Origin of the sequence: Paenibacillus lentus (assembly GCF_003931855.1) — a bacterium.
GTDB lineage: Bacteria > Bacillota > Bacilli > Paenibacillales > Paenibacillaceae > Fontibacillus > Fontibacillus lentus.
The window spans coordinates 2,685,955-2,711,299 of the sequence record NZ_CP034248.1 but is presented as its reverse complement, the minus strand read 5'-3'; the positions used below and the strand labels follow the sequence as shown (position 1 = coordinate 2,711,299).

20 protein-coding genes are annotated in these 25,345 nt (G+C 46.3%); 8 read left to right on the top strand and 12 right to left on the bottom strand.

Going from position 1 to position 25,345, the window contains the following annotated elements; genetic code table 11:
• Positions 1 to 26: 26 nt before the first annotated feature.
• From EIM92_RS12020 to EIM92_RS24215, 3 genes are all read left to right on the top strand, one after another.
• Positions 27 to 872, top strand: coding sequence for an AraC family transcriptional regulator (locus EIM92_RS12020; RefSeq protein ID WP_125082831.1), 846 nt, complete (start codon positions 27 to 29; stop codon positions 870 to 872).
• Positions 873 to 1,006: 134 nt separating this feature from the next.
• Positions 1,007 to 1,909: an ArsR/SmtB family transcription factor gene (locus tag EIM92_RS12015; RefSeq protein WP_125082830.1), complete on the top strand. Its 903-nt coding sequence runs from the start codon at positions 1,007 to 1,009 to the stop codon at positions 1,907 to 1,909.
• Positions 1,910 to 2,289: 380 nt separating this feature from the next.
• Positions 2,290 to 4,251, top strand: a complete 1,962-nt coding sequence (locus EIM92_RS24215; protein WP_246020953.1) for a cellulase family glycosylhydrolase — start codon at positions 2,290 to 2,292, stop codon at positions 4,249 to 4,251.
• 55 nt (positions 4,252 to 4,306) lie between these two features.
• On the opposite strand, the gene EIM92_RS11995 is transcribed toward EIM92_RS24215, so the two are convergent.
• A complete protein-coding gene (locus EIM92_RS11995; RefSeq protein ID WP_125082829.1) occupies positions 4,307 to 4,594 on the bottom strand; it encodes a hypothetical protein in 288 nt (95 codons plus the stop codon).
• A gap of 6 nt (positions 4,595 to 4,600) precedes the next feature.
• Positions 4,601 to 6,097, bottom strand: a complete 1,497-nt coding sequence (locus EIM92_RS11990) for an alpha-N-arabinofuranosidase (RefSeq protein ID WP_125082828.1) — start codon at positions 6,095 to 6,097, stop codon at positions 4,601 to 4,603.
• Positions 6,098 to 6,852: 755 nt separating this feature from the next.
• Between EIM92_RS11990 and EIM92_RS11985 the strand changes: the two genes are divergently transcribed.
• The 4 genes from EIM92_RS11985 to EIM92_RS11975 are packed head-to-tail and all read left to right on the top strand — an operon-like array spanning position 6,853 to position 8,013.
• Complete coding sequence (locus EIM92_RS11985; protein ID WP_125082827.1) at positions 6,853 to 7,101, top strand: hypothetical protein; 249 nt, start codon at positions 6,853 to 6,855, stop codon at positions 7,099 to 7,101.
• Entirely contained in the window at positions 7,095 to 7,589 is a 495-nt protein-coding gene (locus EIM92_RS24745; RefSeq protein WP_425464203.1) for a DUF5819 family protein, read from the top strand. Before EIM92_RS11985 ends, EIM92_RS24745 begins: the two co-directional genes overlap by 7 nt.
• On the top strand, positions 7,505 to 7,789 hold the full coding sequence (locus EIM92_RS11980; RefSeq protein WP_125082826.1) for an RDD family protein: 285 nt from the start codon (positions 7,505 to 7,507) through the stop codon (positions 7,787 to 7,789). The genes EIM92_RS24745 and EIM92_RS11980 overlap by 85 nt, the downstream gene beginning before the upstream one ends.
• 8 nt (positions 7,790 to 7,797) lie before the next feature.
• Positions 7,798 to 8,013 (top strand): hypothetical protein, encoded by a 216-nt coding sequence (locus EIM92_RS11975; RefSeq protein ID WP_125082825.1) that lies wholly within the window; start codon positions 7,798 to 7,800, stop codon positions 8,011 to 8,013.
• Positions 8,014 to 8,319: 306 nt separating this feature from the next.
• Here the strand turns inward: EIM92_RS11975 and EIM92_RS11970 are convergent, their stop codons facing one another.
• Positions 8,320 to 10,602 carry a glycoside hydrolase family 127 protein gene (locus tag EIM92_RS11970; protein WP_246020951.1) on the bottom strand — a complete coding sequence of 761 codons (2,283 nt, stop codon included), beginning with the start codon at positions 10,600 to 10,602 and terminating at the stop codon, positions 8,320 to 8,322.
• 241 nt (positions 10,603 to 10,843) lie between these two features.
• On the opposite strand from EIM92_RS11970, the gene EIM92_RS11965 reads away from it, so the two are divergent.
• Positions 10,844 to 11,701: an AraC family transcriptional regulator gene (locus EIM92_RS11965; RefSeq protein WP_125082823.1), complete on the top strand. Its 858-nt coding sequence runs from the start codon at positions 10,844 to 10,846 to the stop codon at positions 11,699 to 11,701.
• 171 nt (positions 11,702 to 11,872) lie between these two features.
• Here EIM92_RS11965 and EIM92_RS11960 read toward each other — a convergent pair whose 3' ends face one another.
• The 9 genes from EIM92_RS11960 to EIM92_RS11920 all read right to left on the bottom strand — a co-directional run bounded on the left by EIM92_RS11960 (position 11,873) and on the right by EIM92_RS11920 (position 25,343).
• Positions 11,873 to 13,270 (bottom strand): XRE family transcriptional regulator, encoded by a 1,398-nt coding sequence (locus EIM92_RS11960; protein WP_125082822.1) that lies wholly within the window; start codon positions 13,268 to 13,270, stop codon positions 11,873 to 11,875.
• A gap of 347 nt (positions 13,271 to 13,617) precedes the next feature.
• Complete coding sequence (locus EIM92_RS11955) at positions 13,618 to 14,802, bottom strand: amidohydrolase (protein ID WP_125082821.1); 1,185 nt, start codon at positions 14,800 to 14,802, stop codon at positions 13,618 to 13,620.
• Between the two features lie 39 nt (positions 14,803 to 14,841).
• Entirely contained in the window at positions 14,842 to 16,263 is a 1,422-nt protein-coding gene (locus tag EIM92_RS11950) for an MFS transporter (RefSeq protein ID WP_125082820.1), read from the bottom strand.
• Entirely contained in the window at positions 16,232 to 17,452 is a 1,221-nt protein-coding gene (locus EIM92_RS11945) for a M20 family metallopeptidase (protein WP_125082819.1), read from the bottom strand. Before EIM92_RS11945 ends, EIM92_RS11950 begins: the two co-directional genes overlap by 32 nt.
• 262 nt (positions 17,453 to 17,714) lie before the next feature.
• Entirely contained in the window at positions 17,715 to 19,439 is a 1,725-nt protein-coding gene (gene rnjA / locus EIM92_RS11940; RefSeq protein ID WP_125082818.1) for a ribonuclease J1, read from the bottom strand.
• A gap of 94 nt (positions 19,440 to 19,533) precedes the next feature.
• A complete protein-coding gene (locus tag EIM92_RS11935) occupies positions 19,534 to 19,731 on the bottom strand; it encodes a helix-turn-helix domain-containing protein (protein ID WP_125082817.1) in 198 nt (65 codons plus the stop codon).
• Positions 19,732 to 20,008: 277 nt separating this feature from the next.
• On the bottom strand, positions 20,009 to 21,772 hold the full coding sequence (locus EIM92_RS11930) for a glycoside hydrolase family 2 protein (protein ID WP_125085150.1): 1,764 nt from the start codon (positions 21,770 to 21,772) through the stop codon (positions 20,009 to 20,011).
• Between the two features lie 60 nt (positions 21,773 to 21,832).
• Entirely contained in the window at positions 21,833 to 23,488 is a 1,656-nt protein-coding gene (locus EIM92_RS11925) for a response regulator (RefSeq protein WP_125082816.1), read from the bottom strand.
• A gap of 22 nt (positions 23,489 to 23,510) precedes the next feature.
• On the bottom strand, positions 23,511 to 25,343 hold the full coding sequence (locus EIM92_RS11920; protein WP_125082815.1) for a cache domain-containing sensor histidine kinase: 1,833 nt from the start codon (positions 25,341 to 25,343) through the stop codon (positions 23,511 to 23,513).
• Positions 25,344 to 25,345 lie beyond the last annotated feature (2 nt).

Sequence of the window (25,345 nt, the reverse complement as noted above, 5' to 3'; positions counted from 1 at the left end):
CTTACGGTAGAGGAATGATACGGGATATGAAAATGAAGGACATGGGAATTCTCAATGAATTGTCGGATTTGATCTCGCTGCGAATGAAGTCTGTTTTTGAGCACGCCCATGACGGAAAGTGGGTCGAGCATAAGGCGCACATCGACTACGATCTTTGGTTCATTCAATCCGGAACCGTTACGATTCGTATCGATGGAATCGAACATGAGGCCGGGCCGGGAGATGTGGTCTTTTTTTATCCGGGAATTCCTTATATGGCTTCTACTACCGATCAGGGCTGCCGGTTTATTTACGTGCATTTCGACTTCGAAATCGGTAAGCAGCAGCGAATTCTGAGCGACTTTCCGCTCTCGGGAATTATACCGGAAGAGCTGATTCGGGAAGAAACCGTCCTGTTTAGCAAAGCATTTATGCAATCGAATCAGTTAAGCAGCTTGCCTGGGAACCGTCTATACTTAAAAGCTTACCTGATTGCTGTCATCGCCAAAATCATTGAACTCTATGGACAAGAGCGGTATACCGGCACATTTCTGAGCGGGAGAATGCCAAAAACAGCCGAGCGGAATTTGGACGTGCTGCAGCCGGTATTCGGTTATATTAACAATCATCTGCACAAATCGATTAAAATGAGTGAGCTCGCCCAGCTTGTCGGCATATCCGAGAAATACTTCATCACTTATTTCAAAAAGACATTAGGCATTACTCCGGGACAATATATTTACCAGGTTAAGATGAACCGGGCGAGGGATTACCTGAACTTAAAGAAATATACGATTCAGGAAATCGCCAGCCTTCTTGGCTACCCCGATCCTTTTACGTTTTCGAAGGCTTTTAAAAAATACTATAACGTTCCCCCGTCCAAGTTTGATTAAAAAAGCCTATTACAAGCTTTCCTATTTGAGCGGCATCAACTACAATAGAAATAGAACATTTAAATAACAGAATCATTAATCGTATAACATATATATAAATAAAGTAAAAAGTAAATGATGGAGGCATAACTCTAATGAAGCTAAATCTTACAGAGCAATCACTTCCCGTATATGAAGCGTTATCCAGCGCTGTACGGCTAAAAATATTGACTCAGCTCGCTGAGCACCCCATGAATATTAAAGAACTGGCCGAAGCACTGCAGCTCAGCAGTGCTATTATGACGATGCACGTTCGCAAATTAGAAGCCGCTGGCCTTATTTCCAGCGAAATGGCCCCGGGACGAAACGGATTGCAAAAAATATGCTCCCTTGCCGTCGACAGCATCGAAATCGCCATTCCCCGCAAGGAGGAAAACGAATATAAATGCCATCGCACTGAAATTCCGGTCGGCCATTACTCCGACTTCGTGATTGAACCGACATGCGGCCTGGCTACGGTCGATCATATCATCGGCAGTTTTGACGATCCGAGGCATTTCTGGGATCAGGAACGGATTAATGCCGGTATTCTGTGGTTCGGCAAAGGGTTTATAGAATATAAGATCCCAAATTTCTTATTATCGAGTCAGCAGCCCGAAGAGCTTGTCATCACGATGGAAATTGCTTCTGAAGCGCCAAGCACGAACAATAATTGGCCATCAGATATTACGTTCAGTCTGAACGGAGTCCATCTCGGATATTGGACGAGCCCTGGTGATTACGGGGACAGCAGAGGCAAGTATACGCCTAGCTGGTGGCATCATCAGACCAACCAATACGGACTGCTCAAGAAGCTGCGCATAACGCATGAAGGAACATATATGGACGGATTGAAATTATCCGAGGTTACATTGGACGATGTTCATATCCTTCATAAGCAATGGACATTCAAACTGTCCGTCGAGGATGATGCCGAACATGTTGGCGGTTTGACCCTGTTCGGCAAAGGCTTCGGCAATTACAACGAGCATCTGATCTTCGAGCTGTATTACCTCTGATTACCAGCAAAGTTCCGGATAACAGGACAATAAATTCTTCAGCCCTCCCGCTTCTCCCTAGGAAGTCGGGCGGGCATTATTTGTGTTTGGAGACATTTCAGAGATCCAGCCCAAACGTTGACAAATATAGTAACATTAAGTATTTTATAGATTGGCATAAGTTGGATATCCTCTGAATTTCCTTGCACTTAAAAAAAAACGCCTCATAAAGAAAGGGGCTGGTCATCCGAAAGGAGAGTATAGCTGGACACGTAAAACTCTATCATGCCTGGGGGTGACTTATAAATTTAGCTGGTTGCATCCGATCTTGTTCATATAACTTCTTAATCAAACTAAAATACAAGTCATTTCATGATCAAACACTTAAAGGAGAATAAAATATGAAACCATCTACTGTTGTATTCATCAAGCCATCCGTCATGATCATGCTTTTCAGTTTAGTGTCGCTGCTTTTTCCAGCCATCGGCCCTGTAGCCGCTGCCTCCACATCTACTTGTCCAACTCCCGTCAGTTACTTCGGTGAAATGAAAGTAAGCGGAAACCGAATTAACGGCTCCAAAACAAATCAACCCGTAATGGTAAAAGGTTCGAGTTTATTCTGGTCCAATTGGTCAGGTGATTTTTGGAATGCCTCCGCGGTGAATCGACTGGCGGACGAGTTACAAGTGGAAATCGTCAGAGCAGCGTACGGCATCGACGAAAATGGTAATCCGTACAACACGGCAGATGAATCCAAACTACGCGATGTTGTCGATGCCGCAATTGCCAAGGGCATCTATGTCATCATCGACTGGCACTCGCATGATGCGCACAAGAACGCCAACGCCGCCAAAGAGTTCTTCGGCCGCATGGCACAGGAATACGGTAGCTACGACAACGTCATCTTCGAAATCTATAACGAACCTACTCATATCTCCTGGGACACGGTGAAAAGCTATGCCGAACAGGTTATTCCGGCGATTCGGCAGCATTCCGACAACTTGATTATCGTCGGCACGCCGTTTTGGTCCCAGGATGTGGATCTGGCTGCGAATAATCCAATTACATCCTATGAGAATATTGCGTATGCCTTGCACTTCTACGCAGGTACACATTTTCAGTCGCTGCGAGATAAAGCCAACGATGCAATGAACAAGGGCATTCCGTTATTCGTGACAGAAATGGGCTTTGTCAACGCGGACGGCGACGGCGGCATCAATTACGACTCCACGAATCAATGGCTGGAATGGATGAATCAGAATAACATTTCGTGGACCAACTGGTCAGCTAATGATAAGGCGGAAGGGGCAAGTATTTTCAATACGGATGGTAGTCTGACAACGGCAGGCAACTATTTGAAGAATATTCTTGCCGGTCATGCCCCATATGCGGAGTGGAGACAGTCTGGATCTTGTGACGGCGGAGGCAACGGTGGAGGCAACAGCGGAGGTGATGGCGGGGGCAGCAATGGGGACAATAATGGAGGAGGCAACAATGGAACAATTGCTGCAATTCCCGGAAAAGTCGAAGCTGAGAATTACATTGCGATGAGCGGCATACAGACGGGATCGACTTCCGATACTGGCGGAGGTTTGGTCGTTGGTTATGTCGATTCAGGCGATTGGATGGATTACAACGTCAATGTTCAGACCGCCGGCAGCTACACATTTCAATTTCGGGTGGCCAGTGCAGTCGATACGGGAAAATTTGAATTGCGTTCAGGCTCGACGGTGCTTGCTTCCACAACAGTTCCGAATACAGGTGGATGGGAAAATTGGCGAACCCTTTCCACGAACGTTAATCTGGCAGCAGGAACCCAGACGCTTCGAATCCATGCAACGGGAAATGGCTTTAACTTGAACTGGTTCAGCGCGGCTGAGAACACAGGTGAAAACAACGGTGGCGACACAACGACTACCTTGTACGACTTCGAAGGCAGTACGCAGGGCTGGAGCGGGTCGAATGTATCTGGTCCATGGAGCGTCAATGAATGGTCATCCAATGGAAGTAACTCTCTTAAATCCGATATCAGCATGTCCAGCAATTCCAAGCATTACCTGCACCTTACTCAAAATATAAACATAAGTGGCAAATCAAAGTTAAGCTTGACCGCCAAACACGCTTCTTGGGGCTCGGTAGGCGATGGCCTGCACGCCCAAGTTTATATTAAGACCGGATCGGGATGGGCCTGGCATTCAGGCAATGCCGCCAAGCTCGCTTCTACTGATGGCACAACACTATCGATTGATCTTGCCTCCGTCGCCAATCTTAGCGATGTCAGGGAAATCGGCGTGGAATTCTTCTCCTCAGCCAACAGCAGCGGTCAGACTACAGTTTACATTGATAATGTAACGCTTCAATAATGTATCTAATTGAAATAATCCCCGATCATGAGATCGGGGATTGCTATATTTTATTCTAAGAGTCAAACGTTCCCTCACGATAAGCTCCCCACCGACTTTGACCCGGTAAAGCGCACTCTCTCTCTTTCAGCTTGGCTACTACTGGAATGATGCAGCCACAGACGAGGCAGGTTACTCCGTCTTGAAACTTGGGACAGGTGCTGCATAGCTCTAAGCGTCGGGCATAAACCTCATCCGGCACGCATTTCTCCGGAGCAAATGCCGAAGAGGCTAGAATACGCTTGATCTGCTCCTCTGTGACTTTATATTCTTCCTTGCAGCCTTTGCAGGATGACGATGTCATATCCGTCTATGCCTTTGGAGTTAGCGCCAGGACAGTAACAGACATCGGCGGCAATTCAACCGTCAGCTGGTCGCCCTCCAATGTAAAGCTATGGAACGGTTGAGGGACTACAGTATCCGGAGCATCGAACGTGTTGTGCGCATCTATTCTGTCCCCGCTAAGCACGGTTCCCGCAACCTCGAAGGATTGGCCTTTCGAGCCGCGAATATCGACCGGAACAACCGACTTCTCGGCATGATTTGTATTGCACAGGCTGATATGAATTACTCCGTCGGCATTGATCGACGCCGATGCGGTAACCGCTGGAATCTCCCGACCATCATAACGATAGTTGCCGCCGTCCAGTTCCAGATCAATCCGCTCTGCATCCTGGTGTACCTTGAACATATCAAACACATGATATGTAGGTGTAAGCACCATCTTCTCCCCTTCGGTCAAAATGACCGACTGCAGCACGTTCACCGTTTGGGCAATATTCGCCATCTGTACGCGCTCGTTATGTTTATGGAAAATGTTGAAGGTTAGACCGGCTACCAGTGCATCGCGAATCGTATTTTGCTGATACAAGAAGCCCGGATTGGTGCCCGGTTCAACGTTGTACCACGTTCCCCATTCGTCGACAATCAAGCCTACACGCTTCTCTGGATCGTATTTATCCATAATTACGCTATGCTTCGTAATAAGCTCATCCATGCGCAGCGCCTTTTCCAGCGTCGTGAACCATTCGCTCGTCTCAAAGCCCGTAGCAGGCCCTTTATCCTCCCACGTAGCTCCTGGAACCGTATAGTAATGCAGTGTAATAGAATCCATGAACCGGGATGCTTCCCGCATCAGAACTTCCATCCAGTTATAATCGTCTACGTTTGGCCCGCAGGCGATCCGGTGAATTTTGTTGTCGTCATAGTTACGGACGTACGTCTGATAACGACGGTATAAATCCGCGTAATATTCAGGGCGCATGTTGCCACCGCAGCCCCAGTTCTCGTTGCCAACCCCGAAATAAGCTACCTTCCATGGTTCCTTCCGGCCGTTAGCCTGACGCAGCTCAGACATCGGCGACACGCCACCGAAGGTCAAGTATTCTACCCATTCCGACATCTCTTGGACGGTACCGCTTCCTACGTTTCCGTTAATATACGGCTCGCATTCAAGCATATCGCACAGCATCATAAATTCATGAGTTCCGAAATGATTGTTCTCTACTACGCCGCCCCAATGCGTATTAATCATTCTTTTGCGGTTTTCTTTTGGCCCGATGCCATCTTTCCAGTGATATTCATCGGCAAAACAACCGCCAGGCCAGCGAAGCACCGGAATTTTAATTTGCTTAAGCGCTTGCACGACATCGTTTCTAATCCCGTTCGTATTCGGGATCGGGGAATCCTCGCCCACCCAAATCCCTTCATAAATGCATCGTCCCAAATGCTCGGAGAAATGACCGTAAATATTGCGGTTAATAGTGCCTCTACGTAAATCAGTGTTAAGTACTGCACGGTTTGCCATGGGAACATCCGCCTTTCCAATGATTAATATTTATATTAATTAATTAATACTTACATAAATATTATAGCCATATTCCCGATCGTTCGTCAACCGGTCGTAAAATGCTAAAATCGGTGGGTAAGTTGCTGCCTCTTGCTATAATCATCTAATGATCCAAGGTAATTCATCCGCCATCTGCCGCAGGCCTCAAACACATCATTTACGCGATAAATTTAACGTTATGCTTATAAAACTTAAAAACCGACACCTCCTTGCCTAGGGTCGGCTTCCCTATTCGTTTCTTTACCTAGCCTGACTGGTTCGAGAGGAAATAAGTCCCATAGACTGAAGAGGTGCTAGAAGAAATAGATCAACAGATTTGGAAGAAAAATGATTGGGTATTAGCAGAGAGTGATTCTTTATGAGGCAATTTGTATTATTAGTCCTATAAATATTTAAGGTCCGTACCGCATTATAAACAACATAATAAGGACTTTTCTATCAAATACGTAAGACGGGCGCATACAGCGGTTTGATATCTGGGGTGCGGGGAGCCAGGAAGGCAATATTGCTGTACGGATTAGCGAATATGTGCAAGATCATATGCAGATTGTTTCTATCAATTGGTGAATTACTATAAATTCTATAAACATTCTAAAATTTCATTTTTTAAAAATACAAATTTAAATATGAAACAACTTGCTTATTGGTATTATTTATATTAATATCACAATATTGGTATCTACCAAAATTATCAATATTAGGGAGAGTTTTGGTTGAAGAAGAAATTCTCTGTTCTCATGCTGTCCCTTGTATTAGTTCTATCAGCAGGTATTACTATCAATGCTTCTATGTCAACTAACAACAGTGTTGTTCCTGTAGTATCAGGCTTAGATAATTCTACTATCAATGCCGATAGCTCCGGTGAGACACCTACGGCTATTGCCGGTGCTGTAGCTAGAGCTGTAACCAAAGGGGTAGTTTATCTCAAAGAAGCTGCTAAACATTCCACTTCTTCATTATAGTTCTTCATGCAGGCCCAATTAACCCTATTTCTGCAAAGTTTCAGCCTCAAATTAACGCATACGTCACCCCTTTCTTCTTTCAGAATTGGCATTTGTTTGCGCCCGATCCCGTCACAACGAATTTCAATTTATATTTGAAGGTTAAATACAAAGAGGCGGAACATACTGAGATCATCGAAAGCGATTGGCTGGATGTAGTTGGCCCCATTCTAAAGAAGAACGATGAAACACTATTATCACCGTATAATCGTATGGTCAGACTAGGATTAGGGTATGTACATGCTTTGGAGTTAGGTGGACATGATGAACTTACATATAAGTTATTAAAGAAAATCAGTGACGAGGATAAACATAGTACACGTGTCGAGGAGAAAATAGCAGAGCAGGCCTTGGAGCGGATATTATGCTGGCAATACTTGCTTCCCTTTATTTTTTTATTTTTACCCTCGTACTTAAACAAACGATTGGCAAAATTATTATGGGGATAAAGGTAGTCTCAGCCACATCCAGTAAACTAAGCTGGGAGGATGTTTTGCTAAGAGAGATCATAGGAAAATTTTCTTCATCCATTCTTTTGTTTTCTGGACTGCTCCTAATTGCGATAGACCCAAAAAAGCAATCTCTACATGACAAAATGTCGGGAATGCTAGTAGTATGGGAACAAGATAATCTGATCAAGGGGGATTAATGATGCACATGAAGTCAGTAGTTAACGTGGGTTTAAGAGCAATCGCATTAGTATTAGGCATTGTTTTCCCTAGTGTTACCTCTATCTGGAAAATTATTATTTTGGTTACATTCATCGCGTTTCGAGTAATGGATATCGAGAATGACAAGAAACTTATGGGAGTTACTTCACTCTTCTTCATAGGTATGATTGCTTCTTTCACCTTTAAACTATTCTTGCCGTGAATAAATTGCTAGTAAAGTTTTATCCCCTATTTAACTAGGTTATCTAGTTTTTTGTGTAAACTCTCTTAAGCGTTAACCCAAATTTGAGGTGTAATTATGCTTGGAACCATATTAGAGCACCAGATTAAATTCTGAGCAAAACAACAATCTACATGCGGAAGCATCTATAAAATCCGTCTTTCTCTATTCATAGGCAAGATTTCGCCAAGGCTAAGTATATTTTTTAATATCATTCTGACCATATAAAAAGGCGATTTTAGAACGAGCTCCCCTCAGCTCCCTAAAATCGCCTTTAGATTAAAGCTACTATTCCTCAATTGGTTTCATCGTTCGAAGCACACCGTAAATGCCGTTCAGATCACCTTCCGGGACGAACTTGAACTCCATCTCCCGCTTTCCTTGAAGAAACTCGGCTGGGATCGGATACTGCTTGGTGAAAAATTCACGTTTGCGCTCAACCGGTGTTCTCTCGCTGGCTAGCAGTTCGCCATTAGCGTAAATATTCATTACCCGATCATGATTAATGGAAAAATACGTTACCTGCAGCAGATTGTCTACTTGCGGATTAACGGCCAGTTTGTAGCTGAACCAGCCTCCGACATGAGCCACCCGGCCATTCAGGCCATCCCAGGCACCGCCAAAGGTCTCTTCTCCTTTAATCCCGTGCTCCAGCTCATATTGATCATTTCCGACCTGTACGCTATCGATCGTCGCCTCTCTAATAAGCTGCTCCTGCCGCCCCCGCTCCAAGTGCTGCTTCAGTTCATCGGAATCCGCAGCCACGATGTTCCAGTAGATGCCATACCGCTCGCGATGCTGCTTGTAATGCGGCGTAAACACCAGCCGTTCGTCTTCGTCCGTGTTTCGCAACTCGAACACGAGCTCATGTCCTCGTCTTACAAGATGGTCCTCAATGCTGCTCAGCCACTCCTCCGGCGTCATTTCCCTGGGAATAATGAAGTCTTTGACGAGCATTTTCCGTGTGGGCACGCTCACCATGATTCCGGTAGCCGCCTGCGTCATATCCTCCGTTCCCAATCCCGCGCTAAGCACCACAGGCCCATATTGGAATCCGACGACATTCTCATTATCCGGCAGCCGGGAGACAAATATTTTCATAGGGAGCTTCATCGTCAGCACATCTCCATGGCTCCATTCCCGATCGATAACGATATACTGCTGCTCGGACTTCCATGGAATCCCCTCTCCGTTCAACTTCAGCTCAATCTGACCAGCAACCCAATAAGGAATTCGCAAATGCAAATCAAGCCGCTTCCTGCCACCATCCGCGATTTCGAACGCCAGCGTAACCTCATCCGTTTCAGGAATCACCGCACGCTGCGTAAGCTTTACCCCCTGCTCCAACCAATTCAATTTAGAGCTCATGTATTGATTGATGTAAAGCGTGCTCCCCGCATGGAAATAAATGCTGTCATTGAGCTTCGTAAAGCTCTCCATGCCTGTACCCGTGCAGCACCAGAAATGCTCAAAGGGCGAACTGTATATTTTGAAATACCCGGTCGCCATCGGTTGAAAATACATCGTCATTCCCGTTTCCGGGTGCTGCGAGGACAAAATCGCATTCACATAATTCCGCTCATAGAAATCGCTGTATTTTACATCGCCTGTCAATTTAAACAGCTCCCGCGTCAGCTTCAGCATATTGTAGCTGTTGCACGTCTCGCAGGTAATATCAGAGCGCTTGCTGTTCAGAATGTCCGGTTCGCCAAAATGCTCGGACTCGCTGTTGCCGCCGGTAATGTAGCTGTGATGGTACACCACCATGTCCCAAAAGCTTTGCGCAGCTTCCAAATAAAAACGCTCGCTTTCCCCCAGCACCAGGTAACGATTTAGCGCCCCCAGGAACTTAGGAATCGTCGTATTGGCATGCTTGCCTCTCAGAATATCCCGGCCCTGTTGAATCGCTTCGAATAACGGAAGCTCGTCAAATTTATGGGCTGCTTCCAGATGCTTCGCATCTCCGGATATTTTATACAGATCATAAAGGCAATCGTTCATCCCCCCGTATTCCACGGCAAGTACGGTAGCCTGAAGCTCATCGCTCCAGCGGGATGTCCGCGAGGCGACCCAATCCCCAAGCTTCACCACCGTATCGTAAGCCGTTTGAGAGCCTGTCGCATGATAAACGGAGATCAATCCGGCAATAATCTTATGCATCGTGTACCATGGCACCCAGGCCGGCTGCCTCATCTCAATGTTATCGATTAGCTGCTCGGGAAAAGCCGACAAATATCCACTCTCGAATTGACATGCCGCCAGCTCGGACATCATATATTCCAACTTCTCCAGCAGGGCCGCATCTTGTGTATTTTCATAGGCTTGCGAGCATGCCGTCAGGAAATGGCCTAGCGTATGCCCGCGAATTTCGGTATCCTCCCAGCCAGGATATTTCTGCGCCTTCGGCTCTAGGCCCCGGTTCTCCCGGAAGCCGGCCAGCAGCCGGTCTACATCATAGCTTTGCAAATATTGCAGCTCTTTAGCAAAAGCATTAACATGATAATCCCCAGTCAAAACGACCTGTTGCAACCTAAAATCCTTCAGTACGCCATTACGCACCATCGTCTCCATCTGCATCCCTCTTTTTCCTCAGATTAATAACTAACTCCAGATTAGCGTTTAGGGATTGGCAGGGTAAATAGCGAAACGTTCGAATCAGTGTAAAAAGGTTAGATTATTGTTTTTGATATATGTATAACGCTTGATAAATGGTATCGTTATAGTGAGTTATATTAATGGTTGAGTGAAAAACCTCTCCAAAGAGCAGCACAATCGCTAGTGTTAAAATGTTAGATTAAAGGGGATGCTTCACATGAGTGGCTATCTATTTAACGTGGAAAAACCGCTGAATATGACCATGACAGGAAAGTTTACCTCCCCGTCGCCAGATTGGATCCATATGAACAGAGTGCTCATGGATTACGAATTATTCGTGCAAACTAAAGGTTCTTTATATATTGCAGATGAAAAAGAGCGTTACGTGCTGGAGGAAGGAGACTTCCTGTTAATGCCTCCCCGTGCTAAACAGCATGGATACCAGGCTTCGGATTGCAGCTTCTATTGGTTGCATTTCACCCCGTCCGCTGGGGGAATTGACGTACAGACTTGCCTTACGAGCGAGCATGAACACCAGACCGGCAGCATCATCATTCCCCGTAAAGGCAAACTGCGGAGCGCAGACAAAATCCTCGTCCTGATGAAGCAGCTTCAGGATGCTGTTCGCAATTATCGCGAACAGACGCTGAGTAATTATATGACAACAACAATTCTCTGCGAGCTGTACAATCAATTATTTCGCAAGGAAATCAGCCCGAAACGCAAACTGAAGCAGCTACAACTCTACAACGATATCGTCGATTATATCCAGTGGCATCGTTACGAGCCGCTTAAGGTGTCGCACATCGCCGACTATTTCGGTTACAATGTGAAATACTTGTCCCATCTATTCTCCAGCATTGCTGGAATGTCGTTGAAGCAATTTATTGTGCAGCAAAAAATAGAAGCCGCCTCCTTTCTGCTTACCGACACGAATCAAACAATTAACGAAATTGCGATGCAGCTTAGCTATCACGACAGCCACCACTTTATGAAATCGTTCAAACAAATGACTGGCCTCACCCCAACCGAATTCCGCAACGCATATGCCAATCGTTTGTTGTTTTATGAGTGAGATTTAAGAAAAAACAAAATGCCGACTGTACGGATATTTCACCCGTTTATCGGCATTTTGATATGTAGTATAGTTGATGATTAAGAAAATTATTAAAACCCTCCTCCGTGATCAAAAGGTTTAATAGGATTAGAATGATTTGCAGATCCACCCATCAAACCAGTTCCCAAACTAACAACGAGAATTAATGCCATAATCCATCTCCGCATCTTTTAACACCCCCTTTAGTAAGGTTTCGTATTCTTTAAGCTGTTCGTCGGTAGCATAAGATCTATACCGCTCAAATAGGGGTACTATCTTCATAAAATAATCCTTACTACTAAGAGAAATTGCATATTTTAGCGTATATAAAGTTTTCTTTATTCCTTCTAGATGATCCTCTTTTCTAAAGTAATACACTGATAAGTGGTAATTTAATCTTAAGTATCTATTCCTACTTACTTCTGTATTATAATAATTACCAAACTGATCATATAATTTCGTACCTACATCGAACTCTTCAAGTAAATCATCTACAAAATAACCATACATATTAGCAGATTCAACGATAGCCCGTAAACTAGGCAATATTTCATACGGGTGATCTTTAACTAATTCAATATATTCAGTAATTACAGATTGATCTCCACTTAATACTTTCAAGTTATAAATATTCAATTTAGCAAACAATTTATATTTCTCTACCATCTGCTTCCCCAATTCATCCAGCCCAACAAACCAACTTAAATCAGCATAACCTGCTATGTACTTCGGTACTTCTTCGAATCTTCTTTGAAATTGTAATGCAACACCTTTGAGCAAATATCCTTGCCCATAATAAACTATAAGATGCCTCTCTACTCTAAATTGAAAATCCTTGGACTGATAATACGCTCTCTCATAATTTTTATATACCGACTTAGCAAGCCTCCTTAATTCATCTGTATATATTTCAGCTTGCTCATATTTCTGTAATGTTAAATAAACATTTATCAGGTGTAGTAGCCCGTCCAACTGAAAATCCTCTGGCAAACGGGTTCGATAAAGCTCAAAACGCGTAGCCGCGATCAAATTAGCCTCCGTATCATCTCCCAGCGATAACCGAAAAATTCGATAATGACTGATGGCTAACCGCTCGGAATGCTGATACTTCTCGCTCTCGATCACTACATTGTAAAATAGCCGGGATTCCTCACGCAGCCCTTTCTCGTATAGCTCCTCGCCAATATCGAAGATCATCGGAATATAGTTCAAATTTTCTACAATGCGATTCAACACCTCTTGAATACACTCAATCTGTCCAACTTCCGCGCAACGCAGTAAAAAAGCCTTGAGTCTTCGCCGGTTCGGTTGATCTGAATCTACGCATTCATCGACATACAACGGATAATAGTAGCCTTTAGGGTACTCTAAAGCTTCCGTTATTAAATCTAGCTGACTTATGGCGATTGGCTTGGGAGGGTTTCCATTAAGAATGGCGCTGAGTGTCCCGCGATTAATTCCTGAGCGGCTGGCAAAACTGCTCAAAGAGTAACCACCACGCTCAAGTTCCTGTTCAATTACAGAACGAATCATGGGTTCATTCGTCATTCAGGCTCCTCCTTCCTATGTATCAACATAAAATGATGTATTATAAAACATGTAATTCATTCATAAAATCAAAATAATCAACCCGATCAAAAAGCTAAAAGGATGTCTCCTATATTTTTACACATTATACGAAAATATGTACTGCTGGTCAATTAAATTTTTATTTATTTTATATTTTATTGAAGCTTTCTCCGTTATATTACTTCCTTAGATATGAAATACCCCCAATCCATTTTAAAAATTGGATTGGAGGCATCAATTCTAAATATCGCATCGAGAAAGATAATCGCAGGTAACCTGCATCTTAAAGGAAGGTTAGGACAGAGGCTGCTTGACTGCCTTCTATACTACTCCAGACCGTAATATCCGCACACGACTTCGCCGACAGATTTGGCAGCGACCAGCAGCGCATCTTCATCAATATCGAATTTCGGATGATGATTGAAGTAGACTTCTTCCGTATTTTTAGGCTTGCAGCCAATATAGAAGAAGCAGCCCGGAATTTTTTCCAGATAATAAGCGAAATCTTCCGATCCAGACAGCATACCCGCTTCTGAAACGGCAGTCAGATAATCGCCTACGCTCCGGTTGAGATACTTGACTACATTAGCGGTGATTTCAGGATCATTGTATAACGGAGGATAATCCGCCGTATAAGTCAGCTCTGCCGTTACGCCGAACATACTCTCGATCCCCTTCACGATCCGGTGAACCTCCTGATCGATCAGTTGTTGCGCCTCTTTCGTCATGTAACGAACATCGCCTTCCAGCACAACCGAATCCTTGATGACATTAAAGCTTCCTTTTCCGTCAAAAGAGCCAATTGTGACTACCCCGGTCTCAAACGGGTTTAATCGTCGACTCACAATCATCTGGACAGCAGTAACGAAATGACTAGCCGCGACAATCGCGTCATTTGCCATATGCGGGGAAGACCCATGACCGCCTTTGCCACGAATGATCAGTTTGAAGTAACTTCTTCCCGCCATCGCATAACCGCTGCGATAAGTAACTGTTCCTGCCGGTGAGGTTGGAAATAAATGAATGCCGAAGATTTGATCCACATCGTCCAGCAGACCTGATTCCACGATGGCCTTGGCTCCACCTGGAGGAGTCTCTTCCGCATGCTGATGGATGATCTTGATCGTCCCGGGAATATCCTTCTTCAGTTGAATGAGACAATCTGCGAGCACCATCAAATAGGCGGTATGGCCATCATGACCGCAGGCATGCATGACACCGGGGTTCTCGGATGCAAACGGCAGGTCGGTCTGCTCCGTAATCGGCAAAGCATCGAAATCTGCGCGAAGCGCAATCGTCTTGCCAGGTTTACCGCCGCGAATCGTTACGATCATGCCATAGCCGTCCCATTTCCTTTGAATCTCCACCTCTTTGCCTTGATAGAAGTCGGCTATATATTCCGATGTCGCTTGTTCATGAAAAGACAGTTCGGGATGCGCATGCAGATATCTCCGAATATCAATCATTTCTGCCTTTCGGGCCTCAAGCATACTAAATAATTGATTTCGCATAAGTCGTCCCCCGTTTGCTTATTTAGATGAAATCATCATTTAAACTTTTTGTGGTTTAGCGATTCTCGGCTTCTTTTGCTCCTCTGCTCTCATGCCACCAGGAATCATAGCCAGAACAGCAAATATGGACAGTACGCAGAAAGCAACATTGACAAGTAAACCTGTAGATACTGCCAATTCGAGGTTGCCCGTAGCCGCAATGGCTCCGTACACAGCTGCGGAAATCGCTACGCCAAAGGCCCCGCCCAGGGAGCTGGCCATCTTGTAGATCCCCGACGCGATCCCAACTTTATCAGAAGGTGCATTAGTTACAGCTGTATCGGTCGATGGCGTGGCATACATACCAAGACCGATCCCGAATAGCGCAAAACCGACAAACACCACAATGGAATAGAGGAATCCTGGTATAAATGTACAAGCGGCCAAGGCGATCCCGACCCCTGTGATCAGCGTGCCAATCAGCATCGGTTTACGAGCGCCAATTCTCTGCAAAATCTTCTCCCCGACCCGAATCATAGCCAATACACTCACCAAATATCCGAGGGATAGCATCCCGGTAGTAAAAGCAGTAAAACCCCGGCCGATCTGAATATACGTATTGGTAACAACAAGCGTACCAGCCACCGCGTTCAACAGGAAATTAGAGATCGTTGCACCGGAATAGGCTTTATTCTTAAACAGTGAGAAATCGAAAAAGCCCTTACCAGCTTTATGCGTTTCAATCCTGAAGAAAATATAGGTGAACAGCAAAAAACCAACCATTAAAGCTATCGTGATCACACTAGTCCATCCAAACGAAGCACCTTGTGTAATGATCAGATTCAAAGAGACCATGGCAACGATGAAGGCCAGCAGACCACTAGTGTCGAATTTGGAGCTGCCGCTTTGTTCAAACTTGCTCTCGGGGGTCCCTTTCATGAGGAATATCCCAAGTATGGCAATCACAATAGAAAAAATAAAAATCCAACGCCATCCCAAATAGGTAGCAATTGCCCCCCCGGCAAACGAACATACGCCCGAGCCACCCCAAGACCCGATGGACCAATAGCTTAGCGCCCGCTGACGATCCGCTCCCTCATAGTAGGCTTTAACGATAGCCATCGTAGCCGGCATAATACACGCGCCAGACATCCCTTGAATGATACGACCAATAATCAACAGAATGGAGCCCTGAGCAAATACAAGGCATAATGAGCCAATGATGCTAAGCACCATTCCGATATAAGTCAACTTCATACGCCCATACTTGTCCGCCATTCCTCCGGCAACAACGATAAAAATTCCTGAGAATAATGCGGTCAAACTGATCGCGATATTGATGATATCAAGGGGAATCCCTAGATCAGCCTGAACAGCTGGTACAACATTAACCATAGATTGAGCAAATAGCCAGAATGTAATTACACCAAATACAATCCCGATGATTAGCCTATTTGAGCCTCTGTACTGAGTTGTTTCCATTTTGTGTGTCGTCCTCTCTTAGGTAGTCTATAACTACAGCGCCCATCGCCTCTGCTGCAATAAGCAGACTGTCCTCATTAATATTGAACTTAGGGTGATGATGAGGATAAGCTTTCCCATCTGCTGGCATCGCCCCCACATAGAAAAATACGCTTGGACGTTCTTTAGCATAATATGCGAAGTCTTCCGATGGTGGTTGCGGCTCACACCGTTCAATTCCCGTCACCCCAGAAATTGAGCTGTTCTTTAGCGAATTCACTACGAATTCTGTTAACTCAGGATCATTGTAAAGTACAGGATAATCATTCAGGTAATCCAGTTCATACGTAATTCCGAACATCTCCTGCAATCCATTGAGCAGTCGCCGAATTTCCCGTTCGACCAATTCTCTGGAATCCTCGGTCATCACCCGTACATCGCCTTCTAGTACAACTGCATCTTTAATGACATTGAAACTCCCTTTTCCATCGAAGGAACCGATCGTGATCGATGCTACATCAAACGGGTTCAGGCGGCGGCTAATAATGGTCTGTACAGCCTGAACGAAGTAGCTGCCGACAACAATCGCATCATTAGCCATATGTGGCGAAGAGCCATGGCCTCCTTTACCATTGATTTTTACTTTGAAGTAAGCACGTCCGGTTTGTATATTCCCTTCGCGATAATATATTTTTCCCGTTTCCATCGTAGACATGACATGAATACCGATCACATGATCGACGCCATCAAGACAGCCATCCTTTATCATTTGTATGGCTCCGCCTGGAGGCGTTTCTTCCGCATGCTGGTGCAGAATCACAACCTTGCCCTGAAGCTGATCCTTCATTTCGATCAATGTTTCCCCGAGAATTAGCATATAAGCAGTATGCCCATCATGCCCGCAGGCATGCATCACGCCAGGTGTCTTCGAAGCAAATGAAAGGCCGGTCTCCTCCATAATCGGAAGCGCATCAAAATCTGCACGAATGGCTACCGTCTTTCCAGGTTTGCCACTATCGATCGTAACGACAATGCCATTTCCGCCAACATTTTTGCGTATATCACAATCCTTACCGGTATAAAAGTCCGCAATATATTTAGCTGTGTTCTCTTCATGAAATGATAACTCCGGATGCGCATGCAAATAACGTCTAATCTCGATGATTCGGTTTTTCTTTTCGCGTAATTTTTGAAATAAGTTCTCCTTCAATGCAATTGGCCTCCTTCATTTCTTCCCTACAAGATAATTTCCACAATGAATGAATTTTATATTCTGTTGATTCAAAAACCCCCTGAATTAAGTTCATTGGTTGTTTCTGTTATGCTTTTGATTATTCTCATCTTGACTTGCTTTTAATACTCACAGGGAAAAATAGGCTCTATATTGCGCAAGGACATTGTGGCCGTGATGGCTGACTACTAACATTAACGCCAAAAAAGAGCCTCCCCGCAGGGAAGGCTCTTTCTACAAACTAAACCTCTAATATTGATGGCATAATATGAGGCGCTCGGCCTACTTCTTTCATAAAAAATCTGCGCATGATCCGGTGCGTCGACCGCACCCAATCCGAACGATTATACTCCTGGCGCTCTCCCTGTCTGGATAGGTTGCGCTTCAGCGTCGTTTCTGCTCGCCGCAGCAGCGGGCGCGCGTCCTGCATATAAACGAAGCCGCGGGTCACGATATCCGGACCAGCAAGAATTTGCCCGGTCTCAGCGTCAATCGTCATGACGACGATAACGATGCCCTCTCTCGCCAATTCGCCCCGCTCTTCCACGAGCTCGTCCTCGTAGGTTCTCATCTCGCCATTGCTGATGAAGACTTCTCCGGATGAAACCGAACGGCCTTTCTTGGCACGGTTGCGATATACAGACAATGTATCTCCGACGTTCATGACAAAGATGCGGTCTTCCGATATCCCCGTCTGCATCGCCAGACTGCGGTGGGCGAGCAGCATACGATATTCCCCGTGAATCGGAATGAAGTATTTCGGACGGATAATGCTTAGCATGAGCTTCAGATCCTCCCGATTTCCGTGACCCGAGGTATGGATATCAATGATGGAACCGTATATAACATGAGCCCCTGCTCTCATCAGCATATCAATGCTTCGATTAATGTTTTGCTCGTTCCCTGGAATGGGAGAGGAGGAGAATATAACCGAATCCCCAGGGTAAATTTGTACAGAGCGATGCGCCCCGGAAGCGATCCGGCTCAGCGCTGCATTTGGCTCTCCTTGGCTTCCCGTACAAACGATCAGCACCCGATTGTCCTCATAACGGTCAATATGCTTCACATCAATGAGCATGCCATCAGGCACGCGGATATATCCGAGTTCCTGACCAATCGTAAATACCTTCTCCATGCTCCGTCCGATAACAGCGATTTTGCGGTCGCATTGCATTGCAGCCTCCACCACCTGCTGCAGGCGGTGTACGTTGGATGCAAAGGTCGCGAACAAGATGCGGCCCTCGCACTGCTTGAACGATTCAAGAATCGCGTTCCCAACCTTGCGCTCGGAAGGGGTGAAGCCCTCCCGTTCGCTGTTTGTGCTATCCGCCAGAAGCGCAAGAACACCCTCGCCCCCGACGCTGGCCATTTTGGACAGGTCGGCCGGCTTATCCTCCGGCGTAAAGTCAAACTTGAAATCCCCGGTATGTACGACCGGGCCGTATGGCGTATCGACAACGATCCCAAATGCGTCAGGAATACTATGGGTTGTCCTGAAAAAATGGACGGAAAGATGCTGGAAAACATACCGATCGTCTTCATGAAATACATGCAGCTCGGCTTGTCCGAGCAGGCGGTATTCCTCCAATTTAGCACGGACAAGACCGATGGTCAGCGGTCCCCCATAAATCGGAATTTGCAGCTGACGGAGCAAGAAGGGAATGGCCCCAATATGATCCTCATGTCCATGCGTAATAAACAATCCTTTGATTTTATGCTTGTTGGCAACTAGATAACTCATATCGGGAATAATATAATCAATTCCGGATAGGCGCGAATCGGGGAATTTCAAGCCTGCATCAATGATGATGAGTTCATTTCTGTACTCCACAACGTACATATTTTTACCGATTTCTCCTAGACCGCCCAACGCAAAAATTCGAACCGGCGGGGGGGACGATTTAGGGCGGCGCTGTGTCTTCGCGGTCTTCGTAGTCTTCGCAGTTTTGCTAGCTTCTTCATTCATTATGTGCTTAATTCCTCTCTTGCAAAATACCGGTCACCTGTGAGGGCCGGACTTTATGATAGTATTGTATGGCTCTCTATAATTTTGTTACTCTCTATAGTTTTTGACCATGCTCACCATGTTTCAACCGTTCAATCAGATCGAACAGATCACTCCTCTTAACCCTCCAATGCCTGCCGATTTTAAAAGCTGGAATGACTCCCTCGTTCACCATCTTATAGGTTGTTACCTCACTAAGCTGCAAATAATTCGCAACCTGAGCTATCGTCATGATCTCGATCTCCGAATCCATAGAAATATCTCCTCTATAGAACACTGGTTTGTATTCAATTATACTCAATTATACTCATAATAACTAATTATTTTTCCAAATCACTGAAGAGGACGCATAAACTCCGAGGTGATTCCTCTGCCAGTCGCGCAAAAAAAAAAGCTATCGAAAAGCGCTCGACAGCTATTTCACACCAAGTTTCGCCGATGTCTGGCGTAGACAACAAAGCTGACGCAGTTCAACCCCACGCCAGCTTTGACTGTCAAATCTGTTTATTAAGTTGATTTAATACAAAGACTTAGTCCGCACGGGCTCCCGTAATAATTTCCCGAATTCGTTCTAATGGAGCTTTTGGTTTTCTGTCATACGTCAGAAGTCCATTGATTTCCTGCTCCACATCCGTTAGCTGGGTATAGCAAAAACCTTGTAAAACCGGGGAGGCGTACATCGGATCAACGACGTCCTTCAGCCGTTTCAAATAATCCTCCTCATTATCCGCACCCGAGTATCCCCAGCCTTCCCATTCACTCGCCTTGAAGGCAATTCCGCCGAACTCCGTCACCAGAATAGGCTGTCCGGTATAAGCGGCTCCGCCGACAAATATGCTGCGGTTTGCAGGCATGGCATTCAGCGTGGATTCCGCAGATGCATATCTGGCTTCAAGCACCTCACGCCGACTTTCATAATCATGAATCGTCACCAGATCTGTCGTCATATGCTCCCAGCCGTCGTTATACACGACAGGCCGTGTCTGATCAATTGATTTTGTTAGATGATACATGGCAAGACCATGCTGCTGCTGCTTCGCATCGATCTGCACATTCGGAATTCCCCAACTCTCATTCAGCGGTACCCACGTGATGATACAAGGATGGTTGTAATCACGCTGAATAATCTCCTGCCATTCACTCGTAAACTGCCGAACATAGTTCTCGGAGTACGCATAGGCATTCGCCGCCTCGCCCCATACGAGCATACCGATTTTGTCACACCAATACAGGAAGCGCGGATCCTCCATCTTCTGATGCTTCCGCAAGCCATTGAAGCCCATCTCTTTAGCAAGCTCAACATCCCGCTTCAAATCTTCGTCGCTTGGCGCGGTGAGTATGCCTTCCTCAAAATAGCCCTGATCCAGCACAAGCCGCTGGTAATATGGGCGGTTGTTCAAGCAAAGCTTGCCATTTTCAATAGACACTTTACGCATGCCGAAATAGCTGTCCACCTCATCCAGCACACGATCCCCGCCGACCAGCTTGAACGTAATATCATACAGATTTGGATGCTCCGGCGACCAAAGTCGCCCCAGCCCATGCTCGGCAAAATCATGAAGGTGAATGCTGCGGTGTTCCTCCGGGCGAAGCACCTTGTAGCGATCACAAGCAATCTGTTCTCCTTGAAAAGACACCGTCACTTCAAGCTCCAATTCCGTCTCGCCCGGCAGCCCTTCAATGAAAGTATGAACCTGGATTTCATTCCGGTCGATATCCGGAGTCATGGCCACCCGCTCCAGATGCACCTGTTCTACGGGCTCAAGCCACACTGTCTGCCAGATCCCCGTTGTTCGCGTGTAGAATATGCTTGCCGAATTCTCCAGCCAATATTGCTTGCCTCGCGGCAGCGTAATGTCCCGGCTGAAATCCTCCACACAGACAGTAATCGTCTGGCTTCCAGTAACGAGGAAATTCGTAATATCCGCTTGGAAAGGCGTGTGTCCTCCTTCGTGAACTACAGCCAGTTCACCGTTAACCCATACTTTGGCTAAGTAATCAACCGCGCCGAAATGAAGTATGATCCGCTTTCCACTCCATGCCTCCGGCAAGTCAAAGCTGCGGCGATACCAGATGACATCATGGAATTCAGGGTTGCCGATGCCGCTCAGCTTGCTTTGGAATACGAAGGGAACTGTAATTGAATGCGGATATGGAGTCGCAAATTCCTTTCTGTACCATTTTTCCCGCTCTCCGATACGATCGTCATCAAAAGAGAATTCCCACTCCCCGTTTAAATTCAGCCAATCCGCACGAACATACTGTGGTCTTGGATATTCCTCACGCGGAATCATTTGATTGCTGTGGATATTAGTCACTGATTCATACCTCCTATTAGTGTTAACTTTTATCAATTACATCGTGCCAGAATGCGTTTTGTCATACGTGATTACTGCATTACCCAGCTTTTCCTTGCGGAAGCTCAGGCGATAATCCTTCGGCGAGAGCTTCGTCTCCCGCTTGAACACTCGGTAAAAATGTCGCAAATTCGGAAATCCGGTTTCCTCGGCGATGACTGCGATAATATCATCGGTATCCATAAGCCGTCGCTTCGCCTCCTCAACGCGAATCGACGTCAAACGCTCCACAAAGCTGGTACCGGTTCGCTGCTTGAACAATGAACTGAAATAAGCCGGATTTAAGTGCACCTGCCCTGCTACCTCATTCAGAGTAACTGGCTTGTGGAAATTAGAATCCAAATACTGCACCGCCTGATCGATCGGATCATGCTCAATTTCGAGCCTGGAATCGACAATACAACGCGCCAGCCCCGCCAGCAGCATGCGACACTCGTTCATCAGCTCTTCGCTTGATGTAATTGAACATACCTCGAATATCAGGCTGCGAATATCTCGCTCTCCGAGCCATGCCTTGGTCAAATTCAGCTTTTCGGCCGCTTCGTAGAATTGGATAAGTAGCTTGCATATTTTTTGATAAATGAGTTCCGGGCTCGTCGCTTGCCGGCACAGGCTGCCAATCTCCGATTCCACACGGCTGGCCGCTTCCTCCTCCCGTCCTTCAAGGACAGCACGCTCCATCTCTCCCCAGGACTCGACATCAACCTCAAGATATAGATCATGATCCCGGCGGATCGCATCATAATGAAGCACCTTGTCGCCCCCTACGATCAGCCGGTATAGCAAGCTGATTTCGGCATCCCGGTAAGAATCCGAAATCGAGTTGACTCCTTCCGCTATCCGGCCGACACCGATCGTTACGGTGAGATTGGATAAAGAGCTAATCTGCCGACGGATCGATTCGGCCAGTTCTGTCAGTCCTAGGCTGTCATCGCTGCTCAAATTGACGATGGCCGCCACCTCGGAATCAGATAGGACAAGGCTGTAACCTTTCATTCGCTTATTGACCATCTCCTGCACAAACTGGCGGATATAGAGTTGAAATAGCGAAGGATCGGCTTTTAAATATCGTTCCGAGCCTATGGAGCCCTTATCGAGTTTAATTAGAAAACAGCAATAATAAGGCTGGTCAAAATCAACGCCGATCTTGCGCAGCAGATCCACATGATGCTGCTGCACTAACCCTCTCATCAATCCTGCAATAACGGATTCGCTAACATGGCGGCGGATAAGCTCATTCTCCTCCTGGTCAAATCTGGCCGCCGAGGAGCTGCCCCGTTTGACCATCTCCTCTTTCAGCTTGTCGAGAATCCGTCCCAGCTCGCTCCGCTCCACCGGCTTCATGAGATAATCCTTAGCCCCGTATCTCATTGACTGGAGCGCGTAATTAAAATCTTCATATCCGCTGACCACCACGCATTCCATATACGGGAATCGCTCCTTTACAACCCGCTGTAATGCGATGCCGTCCATCCGTGGCATGCGGATATCGGTTAATATGACGTCAGGCTGCAGCACCTCTGCGCAATCCAGAGCTTCATAACCGTCGGAAGCATCCCCTACGATCTCCCATTCCGGATCTAAGGATGTAATCATGGCCCGCAGACCCCTCCGAAATATCTTCTCATCATCGACGATCAGAATTTTTGGCATAAAATGACCCTCCTTAGTTAGCTCATGATGTGGAATGAAAAACAGTCGGTGCGTGATTCTTCTCGTCCTTGGACATATGCTTGGCCGGGATCGTCAAGGTAACACGTACCCCTTGATAAGGCATACTATCGATGGTAAGTCCGTATCTCTCGCCATAGCAAAGCACAAGGCGTCGGTGTACGTTGAGCAGCCCATTGCCCGTCTCTCCGCCAAGATCTCGCGAGTATGCGAGCTGGCGGCGAAGATGCTCAAGCTGGGCAGTAGTTAAGCCAATTCCGTCATCCTCCACAGTCAGCAGCAGCAGTCCATCCTGAATCCCTCCAGTCAGAGAGATCCGCCCCTCGCCTATTCCTTTGTCAAGGCCATGCTTGAAGGAATTCTCTACGATCGGCTGAATCATCAGCGGAATGACGGCGCAGTCCATCGCCTCCGCCGCGATATCGAGTGTGAAATGAAGCCGCTCATCATAACGCAGCTTCTGTATCGCCATATAGCTTCGGATATGCTCGATCTCGTCTTTCAGAACGACTCCGGACTGGTGGGCATTCAAAGAGTACCTCAGAATACGGCTAAGATTATTCGTCATCGTCGTAATTTCTTTGCTTCCCTCAAGCTCTGCGTACATACTGATCGATCCAAGCGTGTTGTAGAGAAAATGAGGATTGATCTTGCTCTGAAGCGCAGCAATTTGCGCGTCCTTCTCCCGAATCTCAGTTTCATAGAGCAAGTAGCCAAGCTCGCTCAGTCGGGACACCATTCTATTAAAAGCGCTACCCAACTGCCCTACCTCATCCCATTGATTCACAGGAAAGTCCACCTCAAGCTGGCCCTTCTCCACCTTTTTCATTAACCGACTCAGCTTGCGGATTGGCAGTGTAATCCGGTACGCCGTAAATACGGAGAACAGCATCGCTAATCCCACGCAGATGATCCCCATGATCGTGATCGAGTTGCGAACCTGCAAGCTGTCCTGCATCAATTCGGAGACCGGAACGGCACCGACAGTCGTCCACTGTGTCAGCTCAGATGTGGCATAAGAGACAAGCAGCCGTTCGCCGTTCGCTTCTAGATGAGTCACACCTTCCCCGCTGAACGGAATCACCGCGCCGTCTACCTCTGGAACAGCAGAACCTTTACGAATGACGAGATCCCCTCTGGCATTCGTGATATAAAGAGATTCTCTGCGTCCAAGCTGAACCTGCGCCAAAATTTGCCCGACGACCGCCGGATCGACGTCAAGTACAATATAGCCAAGCGACTTCCCGCTATCGAAACTACGCAGCTCTCTCACGATGGAGAACACCTCGTAGACCGAGCCACTCGTCGGCTTAAGCTCATGGGTCGTTAGAAAGATCAGCTCACCGAACTGACCCTGTGCTTCCTTGATCCATTCCGCATCCTCGTCAAGCCTATATGTCGTAACATACTGGCTCTCCGGCATGACGACATAGGACGCCCCTTTGGAGCCATAGAGGGAAACACCCATAATATCGATTCTTCCATTCAGAAATACCTTGGATACGAAATTGTTGAGTAAACTAATTTCTTCCAAACTAAGAGAAGCGCCAGGTTTCCTTTCTGATGCCAAATAATCGAGAATGTCTTGATACTGATAAGGCATCAGCGAGAGTCGGTTCAACTCTTCCATATAAGTGTCAATATTGAGAGTTATCTGCTTCATCGTCTGCAATTGGGATTCGCCAACGTTAGTTTCTAACGTCCCGCGAAAGCTGGAAAACGCGTAAATGCCAAGCGCTCCTAGTGGAATCACGATCAACACGGAATTTATGAGGATCCACTTCTGTGCCAGCTTCAAATTTCTGAGCCATTGAATTCCTCGTCGTAGTCTCGTCATAG